15 protein-coding genes are annotated in these 23,667 nt (G+C 75.0%); 4 read left to right on the top strand and 11 right to left on the bottom strand.

Features of this window, described 5'->3' with window-relative positions:
- Positions 1-117: 117 nt before the first annotated feature.
- The 11 genes from ACFPZN_RS44665 to tkt form a co-directional block, all read right to left on the bottom strand.
- Positions 118-795 (bottom strand): response regulator transcription factor, encoded by a 678-nt coding sequence (locus ACFPZN_RS44665; protein WP_378289048.1) that lies wholly within the window; start codon positions 793-795, stop codon positions 118-120.
- Between the two features lie 110 nt (positions 796-905).
- Positions 906-2,126 carry a sensor histidine kinase gene (locus ACFPZN_RS44670; RefSeq protein ID WP_378289050.1) on the bottom strand — a complete coding sequence of 407 codons (1,221 nt, stop codon included), beginning with the start codon at positions 2,124-2,126 and terminating at the stop codon, positions 906-908.
- An 83-nt stretch (positions 2,127-2,209) separates the two neighbouring features.
- On the bottom strand, positions 2,210-3,397 hold the full coding sequence (locus tag ACFPZN_RS44675) for a L,D-transpeptidase (RefSeq protein WP_378289053.1): 1,188 nt from the start codon (positions 3,395-3,397) through the stop codon (positions 2,210-2,212).
- A gap of 147 nt (positions 3,398-3,544) precedes the next feature.
- Positions 3,545-4,324 carry a 6-phosphogluconolactonase gene (gene pgl / locus ACFPZN_RS44680; RefSeq protein WP_378289055.1) on the bottom strand — a complete coding sequence of 260 codons (780 nt, stop codon included), beginning with the start codon at positions 4,322-4,324 and terminating at the stop codon, positions 3,545-3,547.
- Positions 4,321-5,385, bottom strand: a complete 1,065-nt coding sequence (locus tag ACFPZN_RS44685; RefSeq protein WP_378289057.1) for a glucose-6-phosphate dehydrogenase assembly protein OpcA — start codon at positions 5,383-5,385, stop codon at positions 4,321-4,323. The genes pgl and ACFPZN_RS44685 overlap by 4 nt, the downstream gene beginning before the upstream one ends.
- 2 nt (positions 5,386-5,387) lie before the next feature.
- Positions 5,388-6,917 carry a glucose-6-phosphate dehydrogenase gene (gene zwf / locus ACFPZN_RS44690; protein WP_378289059.1) on the bottom strand — a complete coding sequence of 510 codons (1,530 nt, stop codon included), beginning with the start codon at positions 6,915-6,917 and terminating at the stop codon, positions 5,388-5,390.
- 225 nt (positions 6,918-7,142) lie between these two features.
- On the bottom strand, positions 7,143-8,948 hold the full coding sequence (locus ACFPZN_RS44695) for a hypothetical protein (protein WP_378289061.1): 1,806 nt from the start codon (positions 8,946-8,948) through the stop codon (positions 7,143-7,145).
- Positions 8,945-10,669: a phosphoheptose isomerase gene (locus ACFPZN_RS44700; protein WP_378289064.1), complete on the bottom strand. Its 1,725-nt coding sequence runs from the start codon at positions 10,667-10,669 to the stop codon at positions 8,945-8,947. The genes ACFPZN_RS44695 and ACFPZN_RS44700 overlap by 4 nt, the downstream gene beginning before the upstream one ends.
- Positions 10,670-10,822: 153 nt before the next feature.
- Positions 10,823-12,610: a glucose-6-phosphate isomerase gene (locus tag ACFPZN_RS44705; protein WP_378289066.1), complete on the bottom strand. Its 1,788-nt coding sequence runs from the start codon at positions 12,608-12,610 to the stop codon at positions 10,823-10,825.
- Positions 12,607-13,737, bottom strand: coding sequence for a transaldolase (tal, locus tag ACFPZN_RS44710; RefSeq protein ID WP_378289068.1), 1,131 nt, complete (start codon positions 13,735-13,737; stop codon positions 12,607-12,609). Before tal ends, ACFPZN_RS44705 begins: the two co-directional genes overlap by 4 nt.
- A gap of 69 nt (positions 13,738-13,806) precedes the next feature.
- Positions 13,807-15,858 carry a transketolase gene (gene tkt / locus ACFPZN_RS44715; RefSeq protein WP_378289127.1) on the bottom strand — a complete coding sequence of 684 codons (2,052 nt, stop codon included), beginning with the start codon at positions 15,856-15,858 and terminating at the stop codon, positions 13,807-13,809.
- 855 nt (positions 15,859-16,713) lie between these two features.
- Here tkt and ACFPZN_RS44720 point away from each other — a divergent pair.
- The 4 genes from ACFPZN_RS44720 to ACFPZN_RS44735 all read left to right on the top strand — a co-directional run bounded on the left by ACFPZN_RS44720 (position 16,714) and on the right by ACFPZN_RS44735 (position 23,394).
- Complete coding sequence (locus ACFPZN_RS44720; protein ID WP_378289129.1) at positions 16,714-17,655, top strand: heme o synthase; 942 nt, start codon at positions 16,714-16,716, stop codon at positions 17,653-17,655.
- 146 nt (positions 17,656-17,801) lie between these two features.
- Positions 17,802-19,019, top strand: a complete 1,218-nt coding sequence (locus ACFPZN_RS44725; protein WP_378289070.1) for a PrsW family intramembrane metalloprotease — start codon at positions 17,802-17,804, stop codon at positions 19,017-19,019.
- Between the two features lie 49 nt (positions 19,020-19,068).
- Entirely contained in the window at positions 19,069-20,055 is a 987-nt protein-coding gene (locus tag ACFPZN_RS44730; RefSeq protein ID WP_378289072.1) for a COX15/CtaA family protein, read from the top strand.
- Positions 20,056-20,103: 48 nt separating this feature from the next.
- A complete protein-coding gene (locus ACFPZN_RS44735) occupies positions 20,104-23,394 on the top strand; it encodes a DUF4132 domain-containing protein (protein WP_378289074.1) in 3,291 nt (1,096 codons plus the stop codon).
- The last annotated feature ends 273 nt before the right edge of the window (positions 23,395-23,667 follow it).

The following is a 23,667-nucleotide window of genomic DNA, read 5'->3' on the forward strand; positions in this document are numbered from 1 at the left end:
TCTCCCACACATCCGGACCGACCCTCTCCCCGGCCCATTCACCCATCACCACACCACACCACACTGGCCCCGCCGCAACCGCGACGGGGCCAGAACCCCAAGATCTTCAGCAGTCTTCTAGGAGCGGGCCGCGTCCTCGTCGTCGCCCGCGTCGTGCACCAGCAGGGCGATCTGCACCCGGTTGTTGAGCTCCAGCTTGGTCAGCAGCCGCGACACGTACGCCTTGACCGTCGCCACGCTCAGCGACAGCTCCTTGCCGATCTCGCTGTTGGTCTTGCCCCGGCCCACCAGCGTGGCCACCGCCCGCTCGCCCTCGCTCAGCCGTCCCAGCAGCCCGCGGGCCCGCTCGCGGCGCGGGTCGACGCCCGTGCCCGCCACGTACGACATCATCCGCCGCAGCACCGCCGGCGAGATCATCGGCTCGCCCGCCGCCACCTGCCGGATCGCCCGGATGATGTCCGGCGGCGGGGTGTGCTTGAGCAGGAACCCGCTGGCCCCCGCCCGCATCGCGCGCAGGATGTGGTCGTCGGTGTCGAACGTGGTCAGGATGATGATCTCGGGCGGCTCGCGGCGGGCGCGCAGCCGCTCGGTGGCGGCCAGCCCGTCCAGCCGCGGCATCCGGATGTCCATCAGCACCACGTCGGGACGGTGCTCGTTCACCGCCGGGATCACCTCGGTCCCGTCGGCGACGTCGGCGACCACCCGCAGATCGTCGGCGCCCGCCAGCATCATGGTCAGGCCCGCGCGTACGAGGGCGTCGTCGTCCACGATGAGGACGCGGATGGGGGAGTCCATCCCGCCACCCTACGAGTTCGGGCCCCGCCGCGCGCCCGTCCCGCCGACGCCCCCCCCGGCCGCCGCCGGGCCCGCCTCGGCGTTCCGGCCGATCGCCGGGATCCGGGTCGTCAGCCGGGCCAGGGGAGGTGGGCGCACAGGCGGAAATGGCCGTCGGGGTCGCGGCCGTGGTCGAGTGTGCCGCCCAGCATGTCGACGCGTTCGCGCAGGCCCAGCAGGCCCGCGCCCGCGCCCGGCAGCCCGGGGGGAGGGGGCGGGCCGGGCGGCAGCGGGTTGGCGACCTCGATCGACAGCGCGCCGCCCGGTCCCGTCGACTCGACCGTGACGCGCACGTGCGCGCCCGGCGCGTGCTTGCGCGCGTTGGTCAGGGCCTCCTGCACGATCCGGTACGCGTGCCGGCCGATCCGGGACGGCACCGCGCCCGGGTCGGGCAGCCGGTCGTCGAAGGTGACGTGCGCCCCGGCCCGCTGCGACTCCTCGATCAGCGCGGGCAGGTCGGTCAGCGCCGGCTGCGGGCGCTCGCCCTCGCCGTCCCCGCCCGGGGCGGCAGCGCCCGGTGCCCCAGCCCCCCGCCCGGACGCGGCGCGCTCGCCGGCCGGGTCGGTGCGCAGCATGCCGATCACCTCGCGCAGGTCCTCCATGGCCTCGTACGCGCTGCGGCGGATGATCCCGGCGGCGTCGCGCTGGTCGGCGGGCGCGTCGGCGTGGAACTCCAGCGCCCCCGCGTGCACCGCCAGCAGCGAGATCCGGTGGGCCAGCACGTCGTGCATCTCCCGGGCGATCCGCTCGCGCTCCAGGTGCCGGGCCTCCTCGACCCGCAGCCGCTGCCCCTCCTCGGCCTGCCGCGCCCGCTCCCGCAGCGACTCGATCAGCTGCCGGCGCGAGCGGACCAGCAGACCGGTGATCACCAGGACCGCGTAGCCGAGCAGGAACACCACGATCGACTCCACGCGCTCGCGGCGGTTCATCTCGTCGACCTGGGTGAAGATCACCGTGATGAGCGTGACGTTGAGCGCGGTGAGCGCGGCGGTCGCCCGCCACGCGGAGTGCACCGCCACGGTGAACAGCGCCATCGCCATCGCCCCCCACGCCGAGGCGGAGAGGAAGCCGACGACCGTGAGGCCCAGCGCGACGCGGACCGGCCAGCGCCGCCGCCACAGCAGCAGGCCCGCGCACGCGAGCGCGCCGATCACCAGGTCCCGCGCGAGATGGAAGTCGCTCGGATGGGGATAGGTCTGCCGCGAGCCCTCCATCGTCAGCAGCCCGATGCCGACGGCGCCGGCCGCGACGCACACGTCGCGCACCCCTTGACGAGCCCTGCGGAACCTCACCGGACCAACGCTACTCAGCCCGGGGCGCTCCGGGAGGCGCCGCACGTCGGTGACCGCACCGACTTTGGTCGCGTCCGCACCGCTCAGCGGAGCGGCACGCCCTTGACCGGGGCCCCCAGCGCGCTGCCCTTCACCCAGTCCTGCCACGACTTGGCCCAGGGCGTCGGGCCGTTGCCGAACCGCAGCTTCCGGGTGGTGCCGGTGACCTCGATGACGTCGCCGCGGTTGGTGAACTCGTAGAACCACCTGGCGTCGGCGGGGGAGGCGTTCACGCAGCCGTGGCTGACGTTGGCGCTGCCCTGCGAGCCGGTGGACCACGGCGCCGAGTGGATGAACGTGCCGCTGTAGGTCATCCGGACGTTCCACTTGGTCGGCGTGCGGTACTCGCCGGGGTTGCCGGTCGTGGACGAGTCCATGACCATCGCCGCCTGCTTCTCCTGGGCGATCATGACCCCGCTGTAGCTGTCGTCGCCGGGCTTGCCGAGGCTGACCTTCATCGTCCGCACGGTACGGCCGCCGTCGGTGACCGTCGCCTCGTACTTCCCGGCGTCGATCCTGGTGACGTGCCGCGGCCCGACGGTGAAGTTCAGCGTGCGGTCCTTGACGCCCCACAGCCCCTCACCGGCCCGGACCCCGGTCAGCCGGGCGACGACCTGGACCTTCTGCCCGACCGGCCAGTAGTCGCGCGGGCGGAAGTCCACCTCCTTGTCGCTGATCCAGTACCAGGCGCCCTCGACCGGCTCGGACATGCGCACCTCGAGGGCGCGCTCGACCGCCTGCCTGCCCTGCTTCGTGGTCACGGGCTTGCCGAGCAGCAGCTGGATCGGCATTCCCACGCCGACCTTCTCGCCCTCCAGCGGCGACATGCCGCTCTCGAGCCGCTGCGCCGGCGTCAGGGTGGTGAACGTGGACGACGAGGTCACCGGCTTGCCGCCGTCCGCGGCGACCTGCGCGGTGACCGTGTACGTCGTCGCCGGCCGCAGCCCCCACGAGGTCCGCCACGACCGGCCGTCCGCCGCGAGCCGCCCCTCCGCCCTGCGCCCCTTCGGATCCGCGACCGTGACCGCGCCGAGCCTGCCCTGGTCGGACTTCACGACCACGGGCTGGTCCGGCGCCACGTCGCGGCTGCCGTTCGCCGGGGTGATCGCGACCTTCGCGGCGGGTGCGTCCCCGCCGCCGTCGCCGCCGCCTCCCGACGAGCATCCCGCGGCGGCCAGGACGGCCGCTCCCGTGATCGCCGTGCCCGCCAGGACCGTCCGACCCTTGAGCACCTCGGACCCTCCTCCACGCTCGACCTCGCCACCCGCGGGGGCATTCCCCCGCCCGCCAGAGTATGCGGAGAGCAAAGGGAGAATCCGGGCGAATTTGGGTGAAGGGCGTCAAGCGCCGCGCGACTCGCCGGACGCGACACGCCCGGCTCAGGGCGAGGCGATGCGCTCGATGCCCGGGGGCAGCTGCGCCGCCGCCGGGCGGTCGAGCAGGAACAGCGTGCGCTGCCGTCCCCGCGCGCCCGCCACCGGGACCTGCACCGGACCGGCGCCCGACAGGCCCATCCGCACCGCCGTGGCCTTCGACCCGCCCGCCGCCAGCACCCACACCTCGCGGGCGGCCTGGATCGACGGCAGCGTCAGCGTGATCCGCGTCGGCGGCGGCTTGGGCGCGCCGCGCACCGCCACCACCGGCCGCTCGTCGTAGAGCGCGGGCATCTCCGGGAACAGCGACGCCACGTGCGCGTCCGGCCCGACGCCCAGCATCAGCACGTCGAACGACGGCACCGGGCCGTGGTCCTCGGGACGCGCCGCCGCCCGCAGCCCGGCCGCGTACCGGTCGGCGGCCGCCTCGGGATCGGAGCCGCCGGGGCCGTCGGAGGCGGGCATCGGGCGCACCCGCGCCGGATCGACGTCCACGTGGTCCAGCAGCGCCTCGCGCGCCCCGGTCTCGTTGCGCTCGGGATGGCCGGACGGCAGGAACCGCTCGTCGCCCCACCAGATGTCCAGGTGCCGCCAGTCGATCGCCTCGCGGGCGCCGCTGGCGGCCAGCTCGGCCAGCACCGCGGTGCCCACGCCGCCGCCGGTCAGGACGATCGACGCGCTGCCGCGCGCCGCCTGCACGTCCACGATCCGCGTCACCAGCCGCGCGGCGGCGGCCTTGGCCAGCAGCTCCTGGTCGCGGTGGACCAGCACGGCCGGCGGCGTCATCGCCCGCCCGCGCCTTCCGCGCCGCCGGCGTCCCCGTCGCCCGCGCCGCCGCCGTCGCCGGATTCCGCGTCGTCGCCGGTGTCCTCGACGAGGTCGCCGCCGCTCACCGCCACGGCCACCTGGGACGCCTGGTCCGTTTCCGTGGACGACGCCGCCAGGTCCTTGGCGAACCGGGCGGACGCCTCCTGGTAGACCTCGTCCGGGTCGAGTCGCCGCAGCTCCTCGGCCAGCAGCTCCGGCAGCGGCCGCCGCATCAGCGACACCTGCCGGTCGGGCTGCCCCGGGCGCGCCAGCGTCGCCACCCGGCCGTCCGGGCGCGACACCGCGATGTCACCGGCCCGCGTGGTCAGCCGCACCCCGGTGATCCCGGGCCCGTCGGAGACCACCCGCGACACCGGGACGGCCAGCCGCAGCGACAGCCACGCCGCCAGCAGCTCGGCGCTGGGGCTGTCGGGCTCCGCCGCGACCTCCCCGGACAGGATCTCCTCGTGGTCCTGGTCGAGCGAGGCGGCCAGCAGCGACCGCCACGACGTCAGGCGGGTCCAGGTGAAGTCGGTGTCGCCGGGCCGGTAGGCGTTCGCCAGCCGCGCCAGCGTGCCCAGCCGGTCGCGGGCCGCGTACGCGTCGGTCACCCGCCGCTGCGCCAGCCCCCCCAGCGGGTCGTCGCTGGGCACCTTGGGCACCTTCCCGCCCGGCCACCACGTCACCACCGGAGTGTCGGGCATCAGCAGCGGCACCACGACCGAGTCGGCGTGCAGCGCCAGCGGGCCGTACATCCGCAGGAGCACCGTCTCGCCCGGCCCGGTCTCGCCCATCCTGATCTCGGCGTCCAGCCGGGAGGAGCTGCCCCGCGAGTCGCGGGAGATGACCGTCAGCACCCGGCACGGGTGCTCGCGGGCCGCCTCCGTGGCCGCCCGCACCGCGTCGTACTGGGCCGACTCGTCGGTCACGATGATCAGGGTCAGCACCATGCCCACGGCCGGGCCGCCCATCAGGTGCCGCGCCTGGGTCAGCGCGTCCTGGATGCGGCGGGTGCTGGTGTCGGTGAGGTCGATGTTCATCTCTAGAGTCGCCTCCAAGCGCGCCCGTCGCGGGCCATCAGTTCGTCGGCGCTCTCGGGCCCGTAGCCGCCGGACTTGTACTGCTCGAGCTCACCGTGCGCGGCCCAGTACTCCTCGATCGGGTCGAGGACCTTCCAGGACAGCTCGACCTCCTCCTGCCGGGGGAACAGCGGCGGGTCGCCGATCAGCACGTCCAGCAGCAGCCGCTCGTAGGCCTCGGGGGAGGACTCGGTGAACGACTCGCCGTAGGCGAAGTCCATGTTGACGTCGCGGATCTCCATCGAGGTGCCCGGCACCTTGGACCCGAACCGCAGCGTGATGCCCTCGTCCGGCTGCACCCGCATCACCAGCGTGTTCTCGCTCAGCTCCTCGGTGTCGGTGTGCGAGAACGGCAGGTGCGGCGCCTGCTGGAACACCAGCGCCACCTCCGTCACCCGGCGGCTGAGCCGCTTGCCGGTGCGCAGGTAGAACGGCACGCCCGCCCAGCGCCGGTTGTCGATCTCCAGCTTGATCGCCGCGTAGGTCTCGGTCCGGGTGTCCGGCGGGATGCCGTCCTCCTCCAGGTAGCCGCGCACCTTCACGCCGCCCTGCCAGCCCGCCGCGTACTGCCCGCGCGCGGTGGCCAGGTGCAGGTCGCCCGGCACCCGCACCGACGACAGGATCTTGGCCTTCTCGGCCCGGACCGCCTCGGCGCTGAAGGAGGTCGGCTCCTCCATCGCGATCAGCGCCAGCAGTTGCAGCAGGTGGTTCTGGATGACGTCGCGGGCGGCGCCGATCCCGTCGTAGTAGCCGGCCCGGCCGCCGATCCCGATGTCCTCGGCCATGGTGATCTGCACGTGGTCGACGTACGACCGGTTCCAGATCGGCTCGAACATCGTGTTGGCGAACCGCAGCGCCAGGATGTTCTGCACGGTCTCCTTGCCGAGGTAGTGGTCGATCCGGAAGATCGACTCCTCGGGGAAGACCCGGTGCACGGTGTCGTTGAGCTCCTGGGCGCTGGCCAGGTCGTGCCCGAACGGCTTCTCCACCACCACGCGCCGCCACGACCCCGGCTCGCGCTCGGCCAGGCCGCTGCGCTGCAGCTGCTCCACCACCTGCGGGAAGAACTTGGGCGGGATGGACAGGTAGAACGCGTAGTTGCCCCCCGTCCCGCGGGTCTCGTCCAGCTCCTTGACCGCCATCGCGAGGGCGTCGAACGCGCCCGGGTCGCCGAACTCGCCCGGGACGAAGTGCATGCCCTCGGCCAGGTGCCGCCAGACGTCCTCGCGGAACGGCGTGCGCGCGTGCTCCTTGACCGCCTCGTAGGCGATCTGGCGGAAGTCCTGGTGGTCCCAGTCCCGGCGGGCGAACCCCACCAGCGAGAACCCCGGCGGCAGCAGCCCCCGGTTGGCCAGGTCGTAGATCGCGGGCAGCAGCTTCTTGCGCGACAGGTCTCCGGTGACCCCGAACAGCACCAGCACGCACGGCCCCGCCACCCGTGGCAACCGCTTGTCCCGGGGATCCCGGAGCGGGTTGGGTGTCTTGGTGGTCACGTGAGGGCCCCCTCTTCTCGCACGATGCCGAGGACCGGTGCAGGGACCGATCCCGCCCGCTGTGTCGTTGTGGTGTTTCTCATGCCATGGGTGTTCTGCCGTGCCCGGTCCGGTCATGCCCGGTCCTGCCATACCCCGTACCGCCGTGCGTGGTACGTGTCGGCCGCGCCGCCGGGCTCATGCCGTGCCTGCCGGGCCCTCCGGCCGCGCCGCGGTGCCTCCCGGTCATGCCCCTCCCCGAGCGGCCTCCAGCAGCCGGGCCAGGCCCGCCCAGCGGTCCTGCAGATGCAGCCGCACCACCGGCCGGCCGCCCTCGCGCGCCGCCCGGGCCTCCCCGAGCGCGCGTGCCGCCTGCAGCGGGCCCAGCCGCTGGTGCCGGCCCGGAACGGGCACGTCGTGGACGACGTTCCCGGTCATCATCAGGTATACGCCCTTCTCCTGCTGATCATTCCCGATCGCCGGGTAACGCCGCCCCCAGCTGATCGTCACAGGCCGCGCGCAGCGCGCGGCCAGCACCGCCGCCAGCCGCCTGACCTGCGAGCCCTGCCCGCGTGCCGGATCCGGGTCCAGATGCGCCACGATCGCCAGATGGCCGTCGGCGGCCGCCTGCCGCACCACCGCCTCCAGCAGCCCGGAGAGGTCGGCGGCGGCGGCGAACACCGGATCCGAGGTGTGCACCTCGACGGCCCGCCCCGGCTCGCCCTCCTCGAACACCGGCGCCCCGGGCGCGCCCTCACCGGGGTCGCGCTCCGGCGGGCGCAGCGGGTCGGCGCCGAGCAGGTAGGCGCCGACGGCGGCGGCGTACTCCCACACCACCAGCTGCTCCGCCAGCGGCCCCGACACGGTGGCGTCGTCCTGGTGGGGACGGCCCTCCAGCGTGACCAGGAAGAGGTCGTCGCCCGGCACGACCGGCAGCCCGCCGTGCTGGACCAGCGGCAGCACCCGGCCGCCCGTCGCCTCCGACAGCAGGGGCGCGATCCAATCGGCCAGCCCCGGCTCCGGCCGGGCCGCCGCCATCGCCGGATAGCCGCCCAGGACGACCGTCTCCCGGCCCGTGCGGACCGCGCCGCCCAGGATCGCGCCCAGCACCAGGCCCGGGTTGTTCTCCGGGCGGGTCAGGGACGGCAGCACCCGCGCGGCCTCGTCCAGCAGCGCCGCCACGTCGGCCCCGGCCAGCCCCGCAGGGACCAGCGCGTACGGCGACAGCGCCCCGAACGCGGTGGCCTCGGGCGCCTCGATCAGCGCGTGCCCGGCGTCGGCGGCCTTCTTGGCCGGGACGCCGCCCGGCGCCGTCACGACCACGAACCGCCGCGCGATCTCCTCCGGGCTCAGGTCAAGCTCGCCGAACAGCCGCACGAAGACCCGCCGCAGCGTGTCGGTGGCCTGGTCGTTCCCGGTCACCACCACCAGGGTGCGGCGCAGCCGGTCGCGGTCGCCGCCCAGGCGCATCAGCGGGCCCGGCTCCGGGCCGTCCAGGACGGTCAGCGACATCCCGCCGGGCCCCCGCTCGGGCTCGGCCGGCCAGGTGGAGGTCTCGAACGCCCCGACGGCCGCCGCCGGGCCCGCCGGCTCCGCGGCCCCCGCCGCCCGCTCCGGCTTCCCGGGCCTCTCGGGTATCTCCAGGAAACCCGCACCGGCGCCGCCGGCCGCCGCCGCGCCGTCCGCGTCCCCCGGCCCGCCGGCGGGGGAGCGCGCGGCGAAATGGCGGAAGATCAGGTCGGCGGCGCGGGCCGGGGCGCCCCGGCCCAGCAGCGCCACCTCGGTCAGCCCGGACTCCTCGGCCGCGGCGCGCAGCTCGCCCAGCCGCTCCAGCAGCGCCCGCGCCGGGCCCGGCTGGCCCGGCCAGCACAGCGTCCGGCCCTCCTCGGCGGCCCGGGCCGCCGACGGCCACAGCGCCGCGTCCTCCGACGCCAGCCGGACCGGGACCTCGTCGATCCAGAGCCGGCCCAGCGTGCGCTCGGCGGCCTCGCGGACCGGGCCGCGCGCGGTGATGGCCGTCCCACCGGAGACGACCGAGGTGTAGGTGGTCACGCCCGGGCCGCCATCCGCACCGCCTCGCCGAGCTGCTCCGCGCCCGCCACCGGGTCGCGCAGGTGCAGGCGCACCACCGGCAGCCCGCGCTGGCGCAGCGCGCGCACCTCCGCCATCGCCCGCGCCAGCCGCACCTTGCCCAGGCTGTACGGGCGGCCCGGCACGGGATGGTCGGCGAGCGCGTCACCGGCCGGCGGGTCGCCGCTCACGATCAGGAACGCCCCCGTCCCCGGGCCGTCCTTGTGCACCGAGCCGGTCGAGTGCAGGTAGCCGGGCCCCGGGCCGTACGACACCGGCCGCCCGGACCGGCGGGCCAGCGCCGGCGCCAGGTCGCGGCCGGACAGGCCGCCCGACAGGTAGGTCACGACCGACAGGTAGCCGTCCGGCGCCACGCTGGCCAGCAGCGCGTCCAGGATCGACGGGACGCTCGCGACCGGCGGGGCCGCCGCCGCGCCGCCCTGCCAGGCCAGATCGGCGTAGATCTCGATGTCGCCGTCGACGGAGACGGGCGGCCGGTCGGCGGCCAGCGGCGCCTGGCCGACCGCGCGCAGCATCGTCACCGCGTCGTCCTCGGCCTCCTGCACCACCGTGCCTCCCGGCTCGAACGGGTTGACGCCCAGCAGCCACCCGGCCACCGCCGCCGCGTACTCCCACAGCAGGAACTGCGCGCCCAGCGGGGCGAACAGCGAGGTGTCGGCGTCCCCGCGCGGCGACCGCGGATTGATCGCGATCTCGTGCGCGTCGGCCAGCGGCCCCGGGCTGCCGGCCGGGTCGAACGCCAGCACGCCGCGGCCCCGCTTGCCGGTGCCGACCGACAGCAGGTGGGAGATCCAGCCCGACAGCGCGGCCGGAACGCCCGGCTCGCTCAGCACCAGCTTGTCGCGCGGCCGCCCGTCCACGCCCTGCTGGGCGCAGCCGCCGAGGATCGCGCCCAGCAGCAGGCCGGGATTGTCCTCGTCCTTGCCCAGCGACGGCGTCAGCACCGCCGCCTCCTCCAGCAGCCGGTGCGCGTCGGCGCCCGCCAGCACGGCCGGGACCAGCCCGTAGGCCGACAGCGCGCTGAAGTGGCCGGGCAGGTGCGGATCGGTGAGCCCGATCCGGAAGCCGCTCTGCCGGGCGTAGTCGTGCAGCGGGCTGCCATGGTCGGTGATCACCAGGAAGCGGCCGGCGATCTCCTGCTCGGACAGGCCGTGCCGGCGGAACGCCTCGGAGAAGATCCGCCGGTAGGCGTCGCCCTCCAGCGACACCCCCGACTTGCTCGACAGCACCACCAGGGTCCGGTCGAGCCGCTCCAGCGCGAAGCCCAGCGCGGCGGTGTCGCCGCCGTCGAGCACGGTCAGCCGGCCGGGGCCCGGGCCGCCCCGGGCGCCGGGCGCCCCGGCCGCGCCCTCCCCGCCGGCGTCCGCGTCCGCCGCGTCCGCGGCCTCCGCCATGATCGCCTCAGCGGCCAGGCTCTCCGCGCCCAGGCCGATCAGCACGATGTGGTCCAGGCCCGTGTAGCGGACCTCCGTGATCAGCCCCTCGATCTGCTTGAGCAGCCCCTGGGACGCGTGCGGCAGATCCAGCCAGCCCAGCCGGCTGTGGTCCACCGCGCGACGGCCCCACAGCCGCGGGTCCTTGGCGGCGAGCGCGCCGGGAACGCCGCAGCTCACGAGATAGTCGCGTGCCTGCAGCGCCGCGTCGAGCACCTCGCCGCGCGTCAGTACGTCGAATCCGGACACCGTTCCTCCCGACGCCCATCGTTCCAGGAGTCAACGGGCGTCCGCGACCTTCTCCGCGATCTTCTGGTTCCGGAACGTGAGTCGCGGCCGGTCCCGCCCGCGGCGCGCGCCGGGCGCCCGGCCCGGGCGCCCGGCCCGGGCGCCCGGCGCGGCTCAGGCGGTGAGCGCCTTGGTGAGCTGCGCCAGCCCGTCGACCCGGTCGCGCTGGTGCAGCCGCACGGCCGGACGGCCGCGCGAGCGCAGCACCCGCATGTCGCCGAACGCCTGGGCCAGCTGCAGCTGCCCCAGCGTGTACGGCCGGCCGGGCACCGGCAGATCGTCCTTCACCCGCCCGGTGACCTGGACGAACGTGCCGTTCGGCGGCCCGCCCTTGTGGTACTGGCCGGTCGCGGGCAGGCACCGCGGCGCCCAGCCGAAGGTCACCGGGACCGGCGACCTGCGCACCGCCGCGCCCCGCTCGGCCAGCAGCGACCGCAGCCCGCCCGCGTCCGGGTCGCCCCAGCGGTCCAGGTACGCCATGACGGCGAGGTAGCCGCGCTCCGGCACGCCCGCCAGCACGGCCTCCAGCGCGTCGGTGAGCGTCCGGGCGCCGCCGATCAGGTCCTCGGGGCCGTGCACCTCGACCGCCCCCGACACCAGCGCCGCCGGACGCGCGATCACCGTGGGGGAGACGCCCTCCTCGGCCCGCAGCAGCGCGGCCGCGTTGTCCCGCGACTCGCGCACGTCAGGCCGCGCGAACGGGTTCACGCCGATCACCCGGCACGCCACCGCCGCCGCGTACTGCCACAGCAGGAACTGCGCGCCCAGCGGCCCGGTGACGCTCAGCCCCGCCTCCCGGCCCGGCTCGGAGGGTGCGGAGGACCGTCCCCCCGCGGTGGCACGGCCCTGCCCGGGCTCGTCGGGACGGTCGCCCAGCAGCACCCGGCGCACGTCCCCGGCCGCCCCGAAACCGGGCGCTTCCACGCCCTCGACGACCACCGGCAGGACGCCCTTGCCGTCCTTGCCCGTCGCGCCCGCGACCAGGTGCTCGACCCAGTCGCGCAACCCGGCCAGGCCCGGAGTGTGATCGGCGACGACCAGCTTGTCGCGCCCCGCCAGCGCCGAGGAGCCCAGCGCCGCGCCCAGCGCGAGCGCCGGATTGTCGTAGGGCAGGTCCAGGGTCGGCGCCAGCGCGGCGGCCTCGTCCAGCAGCCGCGCCACGTCCGCGCCCGCCAGCGCGGCCGGCAGGAGGCCCGCCGCGCCCAGCGCCGCGAACGGCCCGCCCGCGTCGCCCTCGGCCTCCACCAGCCGGTAACCGGACTCCTCGGCCAGCGCCGCCAGCGGCGAGCCCGGCACGGCCACCACCGCGAAACGGCGCCGCAGCGCGGCCCCGGAGATCCCGGCCCGCCGGAAGGCGTCCTCGAAGATCCGCCGGTGCGCGTCGGTCTCGACGTCGACCTCCGGCGGCCCGAACGACCGGAGCGCGCCGCCGGCCTCGCCCGGATCGGCGGTGCCGGTCAGCACCACCAGCGTGCGGGCCAGCCGGCCGTCGCCCAGCACGGCCCGGGCCTGGTGCGGATCGGTGCCGTCCAGGACGGTCAGCTCCACCCCGGCGGTCCGGGCCACGGCCTCGGGCGCCGGGCCCGCGCCGCCCCCGCCCGCCAGCACCACCCGGTCGAGCCCGGCGCCGCGCGCCTCGCCCGCCAGCTCCGCCAGCCGGCCCAGCAGCCCCCGCGACCGCTCCGGCAGATCCAGCCAGCCCAGCCCGCGCTCGGCCGCCGCGGCCGCGTCCGGCCCCCACAGCCGCGACGCGCGGGACGGGACGGACCCGCCCCGCGCGCCGGACGCCAGCCGTACCGGGACGCCGTCGGAGACCAGGCGGTCGAGCAGCGGCTCGGTCCCGTCCACGAGGGCGCCCCGCATGGTGACCGAAATCCCCCCGGCGGTCACCACCGATGTCACGCGCCGGCCCCCTGCTGGCCGGCGCCCTTGTCCCGGAGCTCGCCGGCGATGGTGGCCAGCAGCTCGTTCCAGGACGCCTCGAACTTCTCCACGCCCTCGTCCTCCAGGACGCGGACCACGTCGTCGTAGTCCACGCCGACCTGCTTGAGGGCGTTCATGTGGGCGCGGGCCTCGTCATAGGTGCCCTGGATCGGGGTGCCCGGCACCTCGGCGTGGTCGGCCGCCGCGTCCAGCGTCGCCTCCGGCATGGTGTTCACCGTGCCGGGCGCGACCAGGTGGTCGACGTACAGCGTGTCGGGCAGGTTCGGGTCCTTCACCCCGGTGGAGGCCCACAGCGGGCGCTGCGGCCGGGCCCCGGCGTCCTTGAGCGCCTTCCACCGGTCGGTCCCGGACTTCTCCTCGTACAGCGCGTAGGCCAGCTGGGCGTTGGCCACGCCCGCCTTGGACCGCAGCCCCTTCGCCTCGTCCGAGCCGACCTTGTCGAGCCGCTTGTCGATCTCGGTGTCCACCCGGCTGACGAAGAACGAGGCCACCGACGCGATCGCGGACAGGTCGTGCCCGTTCTCGCGGGCCTTCTCCAGACCCGCGAAGTAGGCGTCGATGACCTCCCCGTACCGCTCCAGCGAGAAGATCAGCGTCACGTTCACGCTGATGCCCTCCGCCAGCGCCCGGGTGATCGCCGGCAGCCCCTCCCGGGTCGCCGGGATCTTGATGAACAGGTTGGGCCGGTCCACCATCCACCACAGCGCCCGGGCCTCGGCCACCGTCTTCTCGGTCTCCCGCGCCAGCCGCGGGTCCACCTCGATCGACACCCGGCCGTCCAGGCCCTGCGTCCGGTCGTACACCGGGCGCAGCACGTCGCAGCCCCACCGGATGTCGAAGGTCGTGATCGAACGGGCGGCCTCCTCCACGTCCACGCCGCGCACCGCCAGGTCGCGGACCTGGTCGTCGTACGCCGAGCCCTTGCTCAGCGCCTTGGCGAAGATGGTGGGGTTGGAGGTCACCCCGACCACGTGCCGCTCCTTGACCAGCTGCTCCAGGTTGCCGGTCCGCAGCCGCTCCCGGCTGATGTCGTCGAGCCAGATCGACACGCCCTCGTCGGAGAGCCTCTTCAGGTTGTCGGTCATCGCTTTCTCCTCGTCGAGTTGCGGCGGGTCGCCGGGGGACGGCCCGTTGGTGAAGCCGGCGCCGGCCGGTCAGTTCCCCGTGGTCTCACCGCGCCCGGCGCCGTGCACCGCCGCCTTGATGAGGCTGGCGTGCGCCGCCGCCACCACGCGCTCGGCGGTGATCCCGAACTGCTGGAACAGCGTCTTGTAGTCGGCCGAGGCGCCGAAGTGCTCCAGGCCCACCGACTCGCCGGCGTCGCCGACGTACTGCCGCCAGCCCAGCGCGATCCCGGCCTCCACCGAGACCCGGGCGCGCACCGACGCCGGCAGCACCTGCTGCTTGTACGCGTCGTCCTGCGCCTCGAACCACTCCACGCACGGCATCGACACGACCCGGGCCGGGGTGCCCTCGGCCTCCAGCGCGTCCCGCGCCTCCAGCGCCAGCTCGACCTCGCTGCCGGTCGCGATCAGGACCACGTCCGGACGGCCGTTGGAGGCGTCGGCCAGCACGTAACCGCCCCGCGCGGTGCCCTCGGCGGGCGCCAGCCCGTTCTCGCGGTCGAGGGTGGGCAGCTTCTGCCGGGTCAGCGCCAGCCCGGCGGGCCGGTCGGTGTGCTCCAGGATCGTCCGCCACGCCACCGCGGTCTCGTTGGCGTCGGCGGGGCGCACCACGTCCAGGCCGGGGATGGCGCGCAGCGCCCACAGGTGCTCGACCGGCTGGTGCGTCGGCCCGTCCTCGCCCAGGCCGATCGAGTCGTGCGTCCACACGAACGTCACCGGCAGCTTCATCAGCGCCGCCAGCCGCACCGCCGGGCGCATGTAGTCGCTGAAGACCAGGAAGGTGCCGCCGTACGGGCGGGTGCCGCCGTGCAGCGCGATGCCGTTGCAGATCGCGGCCATCGCGTGCTCGCGCACCCCGAAGTGCAGCGTGCGGCCGTAGCGGTGCCCGGGGAACTCCTTGGTCTGGAACTCCTCGGGGATGAACGACGGCTCGCCCTTCATCGTGGTGTTGTTGGACTCGGCCAGGTCGGCCGAACCGCCCCACAACTCCGGCAGCACCGGCGCCAGCGCGCCCAGGATCTGCCCGGACGCGGCGCGGGTCGCCAGTGCCTTGCCCGCCTCGAACTCCGGCAGCGCCTTGGCCCACCCGTTCGGCAGCCGGCGCGCGGAGATCCGCTCGAACTCGGCGGCGCGCTCGGGGTTGGCCTCCCGCCAGGCGCGGAACCGCTTGTGCCACTGGGCGTTCAGCTCCCGGCCCCGGTCGGCGACCGCGCGGGCGTGCTCGAGCACCTCCTCGGGGACGTCGAACGACTTCGCCGGGTCCAGCCCGAGGATCTTCTTGGTCGCGGCGATCTCCTCGGCGCCCAGCGCGGCACCGTGGATCTTGCCCGTGTTCTTCTTGTTCGGCGCGGGCCAGCCGATGATGGTGCGCAGCGCGATGAACGACGGCCGCTCGGTCTCGGCCCTGGCCGCCTCCAGCGCGGCGGCCAGCTCCGCGACGTTCTCCTCGTAGTCGCCGCCGACGGTCCAGTCGACGTGGTGCACGTCCCAGCCGTAGGCGGCGTAGCGGGCGCGCACGTCCTCCGACAGCGCGATCGCCGTGTCGTCCTCGATCGAGATGTGGTTGTCGTCGTACAGCATGACCAGGTTGCCCAGCCGCTGGTGCGCGGCCAGCGCGCTGGCCTCGTGGCTGATGCCCTCCTCGATGTCGCCGTCGGAGCAGAACGCCCAGACGGTGTGGTCGAAGGGGGACTCGCCGGCGGGCGCGTCGGGGTCGAACAGGCCGCGCTCGCGCCGCGCCGCCATCGCCATGCCCACGGCGTTGGCGATGCCCTGGCCCAGCGGGCCGGTGGTGGTCTCCACGCCCGCGGTGTGCCCGTGCTCGGGGTGGCCGGGGGTGAGGCTGCCCCACTTGCGCAGGGCCTTCAGGTCCTCCAGCGTCATCGGGTAGCCCGACAGGTACAGCTGGATGTACAGCGTCAGGCTGGAGTGCCCGCAGGAGAGCACGAACCGGTCGCGGCCCGCCCAGGACGGGTCCGTCGGGTCGTGCCGAAGGAACCGCTGGAAGAGCAGGTAGGCGGCCGGCGCGAGGCTCATCGCCGTACCGGGGTGGCCGGAGCCCGCTTCCTCGACCGCGTCCATGGCGAGGGCGCGGACCGCGTCCACCGCCCGCCGGTCCAGATCGGACCATTCAAACGTGCTGATGTCCCCACTCACGGAACGCCAGGCTCCTCTCGAACCGAATCTCGACCGAAATCGTCGAACCGAATGTAAAGATGTCCGCCCACGTCCGGCCCGGGCCGTTCCGCCGCGCGCCCGCCCCCCGCACGGCCGCGCGACACGGCCCTTCCACCCGGACGTGGCCGCCGGGGCGTGTCTTCCCGGACGTGTCCTCCCAGGAGGCCGGTTCGCCGCGGAGCCGTCGCGCCGCGCCTGGTCCGGCCCCCGATCGCCCCGCCCACGGCCGCTGCGCGCGGCCCGGTGAAGATCATGCCTTGCCCTTCCCGAGCCTATCGAACGAGTCGGCCGCCACCATCGACGTCGATCGCCTGCGGCAGGGCTTCCCGCGTCCTTGTCGACCCTTGCCCGGACGATTTCGCCGTTAACCCCCCGCGCGGGTGAACCCCGGGGGGAACCCCGGCCACCCCGGCGGCGGCCCTCGGCCCGGGCCGCGCGGAGCGGGCGGGCCCGCCGTCCGCGGAACGGTCCCGCGGGCCCCCGCCGACCTGCGCCGTGGCGCCCTGCCGCGCGGCGCGGCGGCGCGTCGAGGTGCCCCGGTGCTCGACCTGCGGAGGGGGCGGACTACAGTGATTCCGCGGTTGGACAACAGTGGCCGCGAACAAATACCTGATCCGAGGTGCGGCCAGATCGCGCGGGGGCACACCGCCGAAGTGGTACGCGATTTCTCATGCCTAGTTGGACGTGGACCCGATTGTGACGGTGCTCAGTAACAAGCTCGCGGTCGAGCTCGACGACGAGATCCCGCCCGCGCCCCCGCTGCCGGCCGCGCCCCCCGCGGGCTCGGCCGGGAGCGCTCCCCGGACCGGCCGCCGCCCGGTCGGCGCGCTGCTGCGCGCCTACGTGGCGCTGACCAAGCCGCGCGTCATCGAGCTGCTGTTGATCACGACGCTGCCGGTGATGTTCCTGGCCGCCGGGGGCGTGCCGCCGCTGGGCACCGCGCTGGCCACGCTGGCGTTCGGGACGCTGTCGGCCGGCGCCGCCAACGCGATCAACTGCTACATCGACCGCGACATCGACGCCAAGATGCGCCGCACCCGCCGCCGCCCGCTGGCCCGCGCCGAGGTCTCCCCGACCGAGGCGCTGGTGTTCGGGGTGGTGCTGGCGGCCGCGTCCACCGCGGGGTTCTGGCTGGCCGTCAACGCCCTGGCCGCGTCCCTGTCGCTGTTCGCGATCCTGTTCTACATCTTCGTCTACTCGCTGCTGCTCAAGCGCCGCACCTCCCAGAACGTGGTGTGGGGCGGGATCGCCGGCTGCATGCCGGTCCTGATCGGCTGGGCCGCCATCACCGAGAGCCTGGCCTGGACCCCGTTCGTGCTGTTCGGCGTGGTGTTCCTGTGGACGCCGCCGCACACCTGGACGCTGGCCATGCGCTACCGCGAGGACTACGCCGTCGCCAAGGTCCCGATGCTCCCGGTCGTGGCGACCGAGCGGCGCGTGATCGTGGAGAGCCTGCTCTACACCTGGGCCACCGTCGCCTGCTCGGTGCTGCTGTGGCCGGTCGCAGGGATGAGCATGGTGTACGGGGCGCTGGCCCTGGTCCTGGGCGCGGTCTTCCTGCTGGAGGGCCACCGGCTGCTGCGCGCGGCGCGCGCCGGCGTGACGGGCGTGCACCTGCGGCCGATGAGGTTCTTCCACCTCTCCAACGTCTACCTCGCCCTGCTCTTCACCGCGGTCGCGCTCGATCCTCTGTTTACTTAAGTCTCGGCCTACGACGCTCGCCTGGCGGCTCGCGTCTAACCGAGCCTTGGCGAGCGCGGCATCGCGCTCGGGGTGGCTTAGGCCGCTGTGAAGGGCGGGGGCGACCTCGCGTGGCGTGAGCGGGAAACGGCGGTTACGCTCACGGAATGGCGCGTGTGGATCCGAAGGCGGTGCTCGAGGGGCGGGTGCCCGGGCGCCCGCCCATCGCTCTGATCATCGGGCTGTCGGTCTCGTCGGTGTGCGCGCTGCTGGCGCTGGGCGTCGACGCCGTGTACGGCGGGGCGGGATTCTGGGCGGGGCTGGTCCTGGCCATCCTGCCGATCCCGCTGCTGATCGCCCTGGTGCTCGCCCTCGACCGGCTGGAGCCCGAGCCGCCGCGGATGCTGCTGTTCTCGTTCATGTGGGGCGCGGGCGTGGCCGTGCTGGGCGCGCTGGTGTTCAACACCCTCGGCATGCTGTACGTCACCGTCCCCGTCTTCGGCGAGGACAAGGCCCACTTCGTCAGCGCCACGTTCGGCGCCCCGCTGGTGGAGGAGACCCTCAAGGGCGCCGTCCTGTTCGGGATGCTGTGGTTCCGCCGCAACGAGATCGACGGGTTCGTCGACGGCATCATCTACGCGGCCATGGTCGGGTTCGGCTTCGCCATGATGGAGAACGTCACCTACTACATGCGGGCGTTCGACGAGAGCGGCACCGACGGCCTGCAGGCCATCTTCATCCTCCGGGGGATCATCGCGCCGTTCAGCCACCCGCTGTTCACGTCCATGATCGGGCTGGGCGTGGCCTGGGCCGCCACGCACCGGCGCGGCCGGTTCGCCGCGCCCGTGCTGGGCCTGCTGGCCGCCATGGTGCTGCACGGCCTGTGGAACGGCGCCACCTCCTTCGGCCTGGGCGGCCTGGCGGTCGTGTACGTGCTGGACTTCTTCATCCTCGTCGCGCTGATCGCGGTGGTGTTCGTGGAGCGGCGGGCCACCGTCCGGCGCATCGAGTCCTACCTGCCCATGTACGCGGCGACCGGGCTGGTGACGCCCGCCGACGTCCAGATGCTGCGCGGGATGCACGGCCGCCGCGCCGCCCGCCGCTGGGCGCGGCGCGTGGGCGGCCCCGGCGCCGCCCGCGCCATGACCGACTACCAGCTCGCCGCCACCGAGCTGGCCCTGCTGCACAAGCGCGCCGAACGCGGCGTGGCCGACCCGCGGTGGTTCGAGACGCGCCGTGACGCCCTCCTCGGCCTGATGTCGGTGGCCCGCCAGGCGTTCCTGCGCACGCCGCCGCAGAACGCCCCGCCCTGGGCGCCCCGGCAGCCCTCGGGGTTCATGCCGCCCGCGGGCGGCGGCGGGACGGCTCCGCGCGCTCCCTGGTGAGGGGCGCTGGGCGGGGGTCGGATCCGAGCTTTCGGTCCCCGCCCATACGATGAATGCCGTGGCTGTAGGAAATCCCCTGACCCGTGCACGCGACGCCGTGTGGCGCCCCACGCCCGCCTCGATGCGGCTGCTGGCCCTGCTCGGCGTGATCGGCAACGCGGGCATCATCGGCACCGGCGGTGCCGTCCGCGTCACCGAGTCCGGCCTGGGCTGCCCGGCCTGGCCCAAGTGCACGGGGGACAGCCTCGTCCCGACCCCGCACCCCGAGCACGCCACGATCAACATGGCGATCGAGTTCGGCAACCGGATGCTCACCTTCCTGGTGCTGGCCGTGGGCGCGATGGTGTTCGTCGCCGCGCTGCGGATGCGGCCGCGCCGCCGCGACCTGGTGCTGCTGGCCGCGGCCCAGCCCGCCAGCGTGATCGCCCAGGCGATGATCGGCGGCATCGTGGTCCTCACCGAACTGCATCCGGCGTCGGTGTCGCTGCACTTCCTGGTCTCGCCCGCGCTGCTGATCTTCTGCGTGGCGCTGTGGGTGCGCGCGGGGGAGGGCGACGAGCCGCCCCGCCACCTGGTGGGCCCGGCGGTGCGGCGGCTGGCCGTGGCCCTGGCCGCCGCCACCGCGGTCGTCCTGGTCGCCGGGACGGTCGTCACCGGCACCGGGCCGCACGCGGGCGACTCCGACTCGCGCCGCTACGGCTTCAACATCGAGGACGTCTCCCGGATCCACAGCCTCCTCGCCTGGGTCACGGTCGTCCTCACGATCACGCTGCTGGTGGTCCTGTACCGGGTGAAGGCCCCGGCCGTGCTGCGGCGCCGGGCCATGGAGCTGTTCGCGATCGAGCTGGCGCAGGGGCTGGTCGGCTACGTTCAGTACTTCACCGGCGTTCCGGCGCCGCTGGTCGTCCTGCACATGGTCGGCGCCGCGCTGATGTGGATCGCCGCGCTGCGGGTGATCCTCGCCACCCGGGAGCGCGGGCCCGTCGCCGTCCCGGACGCCTCGGCGCCGTCCGAGCGCCAGCCGCAGCCTGCCTGACCCGGCGTTCCGGCGGGTTGTCGGACGGCGCGGCTACGGTGTGCGCCCATGAGCGATCGACACGCCCCGGCGCGCGGCGAGGACGTCCTGGAGCTCCCCGCCGAGCTGCGGCCGTACCTGCATCCCCGGCGGGGCGGTTCGGCGGGCGCCCCGGTCGAGGTCGACGCGTCCGCGGCGGTGTGGATCAGGGCGCTGGTGGACGAGGCGTTCCCGGGCCCCGGCTCCGTCCCGGACCGGCTGGCCGGGGACGCGGAACGGGTGGAGCGCGCGCGGGCGCACCTGGCCGGTGAGACGAGCCCCGCGGGCGCCGCCGCCGTCACCCTGGCCGCGTGGACGCGGCCGACGGCCGACCCCGCCCGGGGCGAGGGGGTCCGGCTGTACCCCGACGACGCGGCGCAGAGCGCCTTCGCCGACGCGTGGGTCGCCGAGCACGGGGTGGCGTTCGCGGCCTGCGCGCTGGTCGAGCTCAGCACGGTCACGACCGCGTGGGCCGGATTCCCGCCGTCCAGGGTGCGGATCCTGCCCGGCGAGGACGTCCGGCTGGGGTGGGAGACCGGCCGCCGCATGCGCACCCTGCTGGCCGAGGCCGCCGACGATGACCACCGGGACGCCGTCGAGCGGCTGGCCGCGCACCGCGGGACCCAGGCGCAGAAGGCCGTCGCCTCGTACCTGATCCCCACCCGGCAGGACTGGCTGGACGAGTGCCACGAACCGTACGGCAGGGAGAGCCCCAGGTGGTGGCTGCTGCGGCACGCCTACAGCACGCCTCGGCAGCTGGCGAAGGACGGGCTGCTCTTCCGCGACGACTGCCCGATGAGCCTGCTGGTGACGCTGGCGGACGCCGCCGCGGCCGACGCCGTTCCGCTGTTCGCGCGGACGCTGGACGAGGGGCACGTCGACGCGGCCGAGCGCAGGCGCCTGCTCGAGGTGCTCGGCCTGATCCCGGCCGACGAGGCGTTCCGGGCGCTGGTGGAGCGCATCGACGAGAAGTACGTCCGGCCCGTGCTGATCGCGGCGATGGCGCGGTACCCGGCGCGGGCGCTGCGGCGGCTGGCCGAGGCCGGTGTCACCGAGCCGCTCGCCGAGCACGTGCGGGCCCATCCCGAGGTGGCCGCCGCCGTCCTGCCCGCGCTCCCGGACGACGCCCGCGCGACCGTGGAGAAGGCCGTCGCGGCCGACGTCCGCCTCCCCGAGGCGAACACGGGCGACCTGCCCCGGCTGCTGGTCGAGCCGCCGTGGACCCGCAGGCGCAAGGCGCCGAAGGCGGTCGTCGTCACCGGCCTGGCCCCGCCCGCCGAGCAGCGGATGACCTGGGCCGAGGGGGAGCGGGAGGCGTGGTCGGTCCTCGCCCTCCCGAGCGGTGCCCGGCCCTACCCGGCCGGCGGCGACTGGTCGGCGGTGGCGGCGGCCTACCGGGCCGGCCGCGTCCGGTGGGACGTCCTGGTCGCGCAGGGGCCGCCGGAGATCGTCCGGCCGATGCTCGCCGAAAGGCACGACCCCCACTTCTTCTGGAACGCCGACGACGTCTCGTGGATGAAATCGGTCGTGGGCCGGTACGGGTTCGACGCGCTCCCGCTGCTGATGACCGCCGTCCGGAGCAATCCCGGCACCTGCGCCCGCGTGCTCCTGCCGTACCTGAACGCCGAGGTCGCGACGTTGATGGCCGAGTGGCTCGCGCAGCGGAAGACGGCGCGGCACGCCGCGATCACCTGGTTCGGCAGGCACGGCGCCGGCGCCGCGCGGATGCTGTTCCCGGCCGCGCTGGGCAAGGCGGGGAAGGCCCGGAAGCAGGCCGAGGGGGCGTTGCGGCTGCTGGCCGCCCGGCACGGCGCCGAGGAGATCGCGGCGGCCGCGCGCGACCTCGGCCCCGAGGCGGCCGGCGCGATCGAGGCGCTACTGGCGGCCGACCCCCTGGACATCCTCCCGGCCCGCGCGCCCGCCGTGGGCGACTGGGCCGACGCGGGCGCGCTCCCCCAGATCCTGCTGCGAGGGCGCGGGCGCGCCCTCCCGGCGACCGCCGCGGGGCACGTGATCACGATGCTGGCGATGTCGCGGCCGGGTGAGGCGTACGCGGGCCTGGACGTGGTCCGGGAGCTGTGCGACCGGAGGTCCCTGGCCGAGTTCGGGTGGGCCCTGTTCGAACGCTGGGAGCGGCACGGCGCGCCCGCCAAGGACGGCTGGGCCCTGGAGCAGCTCGGCGTGCTCGGCGACGACGGCACGGTGCGCGCGCTGGCCGCCGCCGTCCGCGCCTGGCCCGGCGACGCCCACCACAGGCGGGCCGTGACCGAGCTGGACGTCTTCGCCGCGATCGGCACCGACCTGGCCCTCATGCACCTGCACGCCCTCGCCGGGCACGTGCGGTCCACGGGCCTGCGGGCCCGCGCCAAGGACAAGATCGAGGAGATCGCGGCGGCGCGCGGGCTGACCCCGGAACGGCTCGCCGACCGCTTCGTCCCCGACTTCGGGCTCGACCCCGACGGCAGCATGACCCTCGACTACGGCCCGCGCCGCTTCACCGTCGGCTTCGACGAGGCGCTGCAGCCCTTCGCCGTCGACGGGGACGGCCGCCGCCGCACGACCCTGCCCAAGCCCGCCGCCGGCGACGATCCCGATCTGGCCCCGGCCGCCCACCGGCGCTTCTCCTCGATGCGGAAGGTGGCGCGCGAGGCGTCCGCCGAGCAGGTCCGGCGGCTGGAGGCGGCCATGGTCGCCGGCCGCGGCTGGACGGCCGGCGAGTTCCGGGCGCTGTTCGTCGACCATCCGCTGGTCTGGCACATCGCCCGCCGCCTGGTCTGGCTGGCCGGAGACGCCTTCCGCGTCGCCGAGGACCGCACGTTCGCCGACGTCCGCGACGAGCCGTTCACCCTTCCCGGCACCGCGACCGTGCGGATCGCGCACCCCCTTGACCTGGGCGACGACCTGGCCGCCTGGCGCACGCTCCTGGGCGACTACGAGATCCTGCAGCCGTTCCCGCAGCTCGAACGGCCCACCTACGCCCTCAGCGCGGAGGAACGGGCCTCGGCCCGCCTCGCCCGCTTCGAGGGCCTCAAGGTGCGGACGACACGGGTCCTGGCGCTGTCGCACCGCGGCTGGGACCGCGGAACCCCCGGCGGCGTCTCCCGCGTCCTGCCCGGCGCCCGCCACGTCGTCGTGGACCTGAACCCGGGCCTGCACTTCGACGGCGGCGACCTCGTACCCGAGCAGGTGATCGAGGCCGTCCGGCTCACCGACCACACCTTCGCCGAGACGGCCGGCCTCACCTTCGGCGACCTTCCCCCGGCGGCCGCCTCGGAAGTCCTGGCCGCCCTGACCACCCTGCAACCCGGCGGAACCCCCTGATCGTGCTCACGCCGTCGAGGGTCGTGGGTCCGGGAGGTTGAGCGCCGGGACGCGGACGGGGGTCAGATCGCGGCGCGGCCACGTCCTGGCAGGCCCTGCCAGGCGTTCGCCGCGGACCAGGTCGGCCTGGCCTCCAGCGCGATCCTGGTGGCCGCCCTCGCGAGATCTCGGCCGGGTGTCCAGGACACGCCCCCGCGGGGTGGTGTTCGCGGGACGGTCCGCCGACCGTCAGCCGCTCGGACATCGGCGGCCGTCGCCGGGCCTCCTGGCGAC

Source organism: Actinomadura rugatobispora (assembly GCF_042656285.1).
In the GTDB taxonomy this organism is placed as follows: domain Bacteria; phylum Actinomycetota; class Actinomycetes; order Streptosporangiales; family Streptosporangiaceae; genus Spirillospora; species Spirillospora rugatobispora.

Coding starts and splice junctions, on each gene's coding strand:
- ACFPZN_RS44735 (WP_378289074.1), top strand. CDS start 20,104: ATGAGCGATCGACACGCCCCGGCGCGCGGCGAGGACGTCCTGGAGCTC.
- pgl (WP_378289055.1), bottom strand. CDS start 4,324: ATGACGCCGCCGGCCGTGCTGGTCCACCGCGACCAGGAGCTGCTGGCC.
- ACFPZN_RS44730 (WP_378289072.1), top strand. CDS start 19,069: ATGAATGCCGTGGCTGTAGGAAATCCCCTGACCCGTGCACGCGACGCC.
- ACFPZN_RS44665 (WP_378289048.1), bottom strand. CDS start 795: ATGGACTCCCCCATCCGCGTCCTCATCGTGGACGACGACGCCCTCGTA.
- ACFPZN_RS44685 (WP_378289057.1), bottom strand. CDS start 5,385: ATGAACATCGACCTCACCGACACCAGCACCCGCCGCATCCAGGACGCG.
- tkt (WP_378289127.1), bottom strand. CDS start 15,858: ATGGACGCGGTCGAGGAAGCGGGCTCCGGCCACCCCGGTACGGCGATG.
- ACFPZN_RS44725 (WP_378289070.1), top strand. CDS start 17,802: ATGGCGCGTGTGGATCCGAAGGCGGTGCTCGAGGGGCGGGTGCCCGGG.
- tal (WP_378289068.1), bottom strand. CDS start 13,737: ATGACCGACAACCTGAAGAGGCTCTCCGACGAGGGCGTGTCGATCTGG.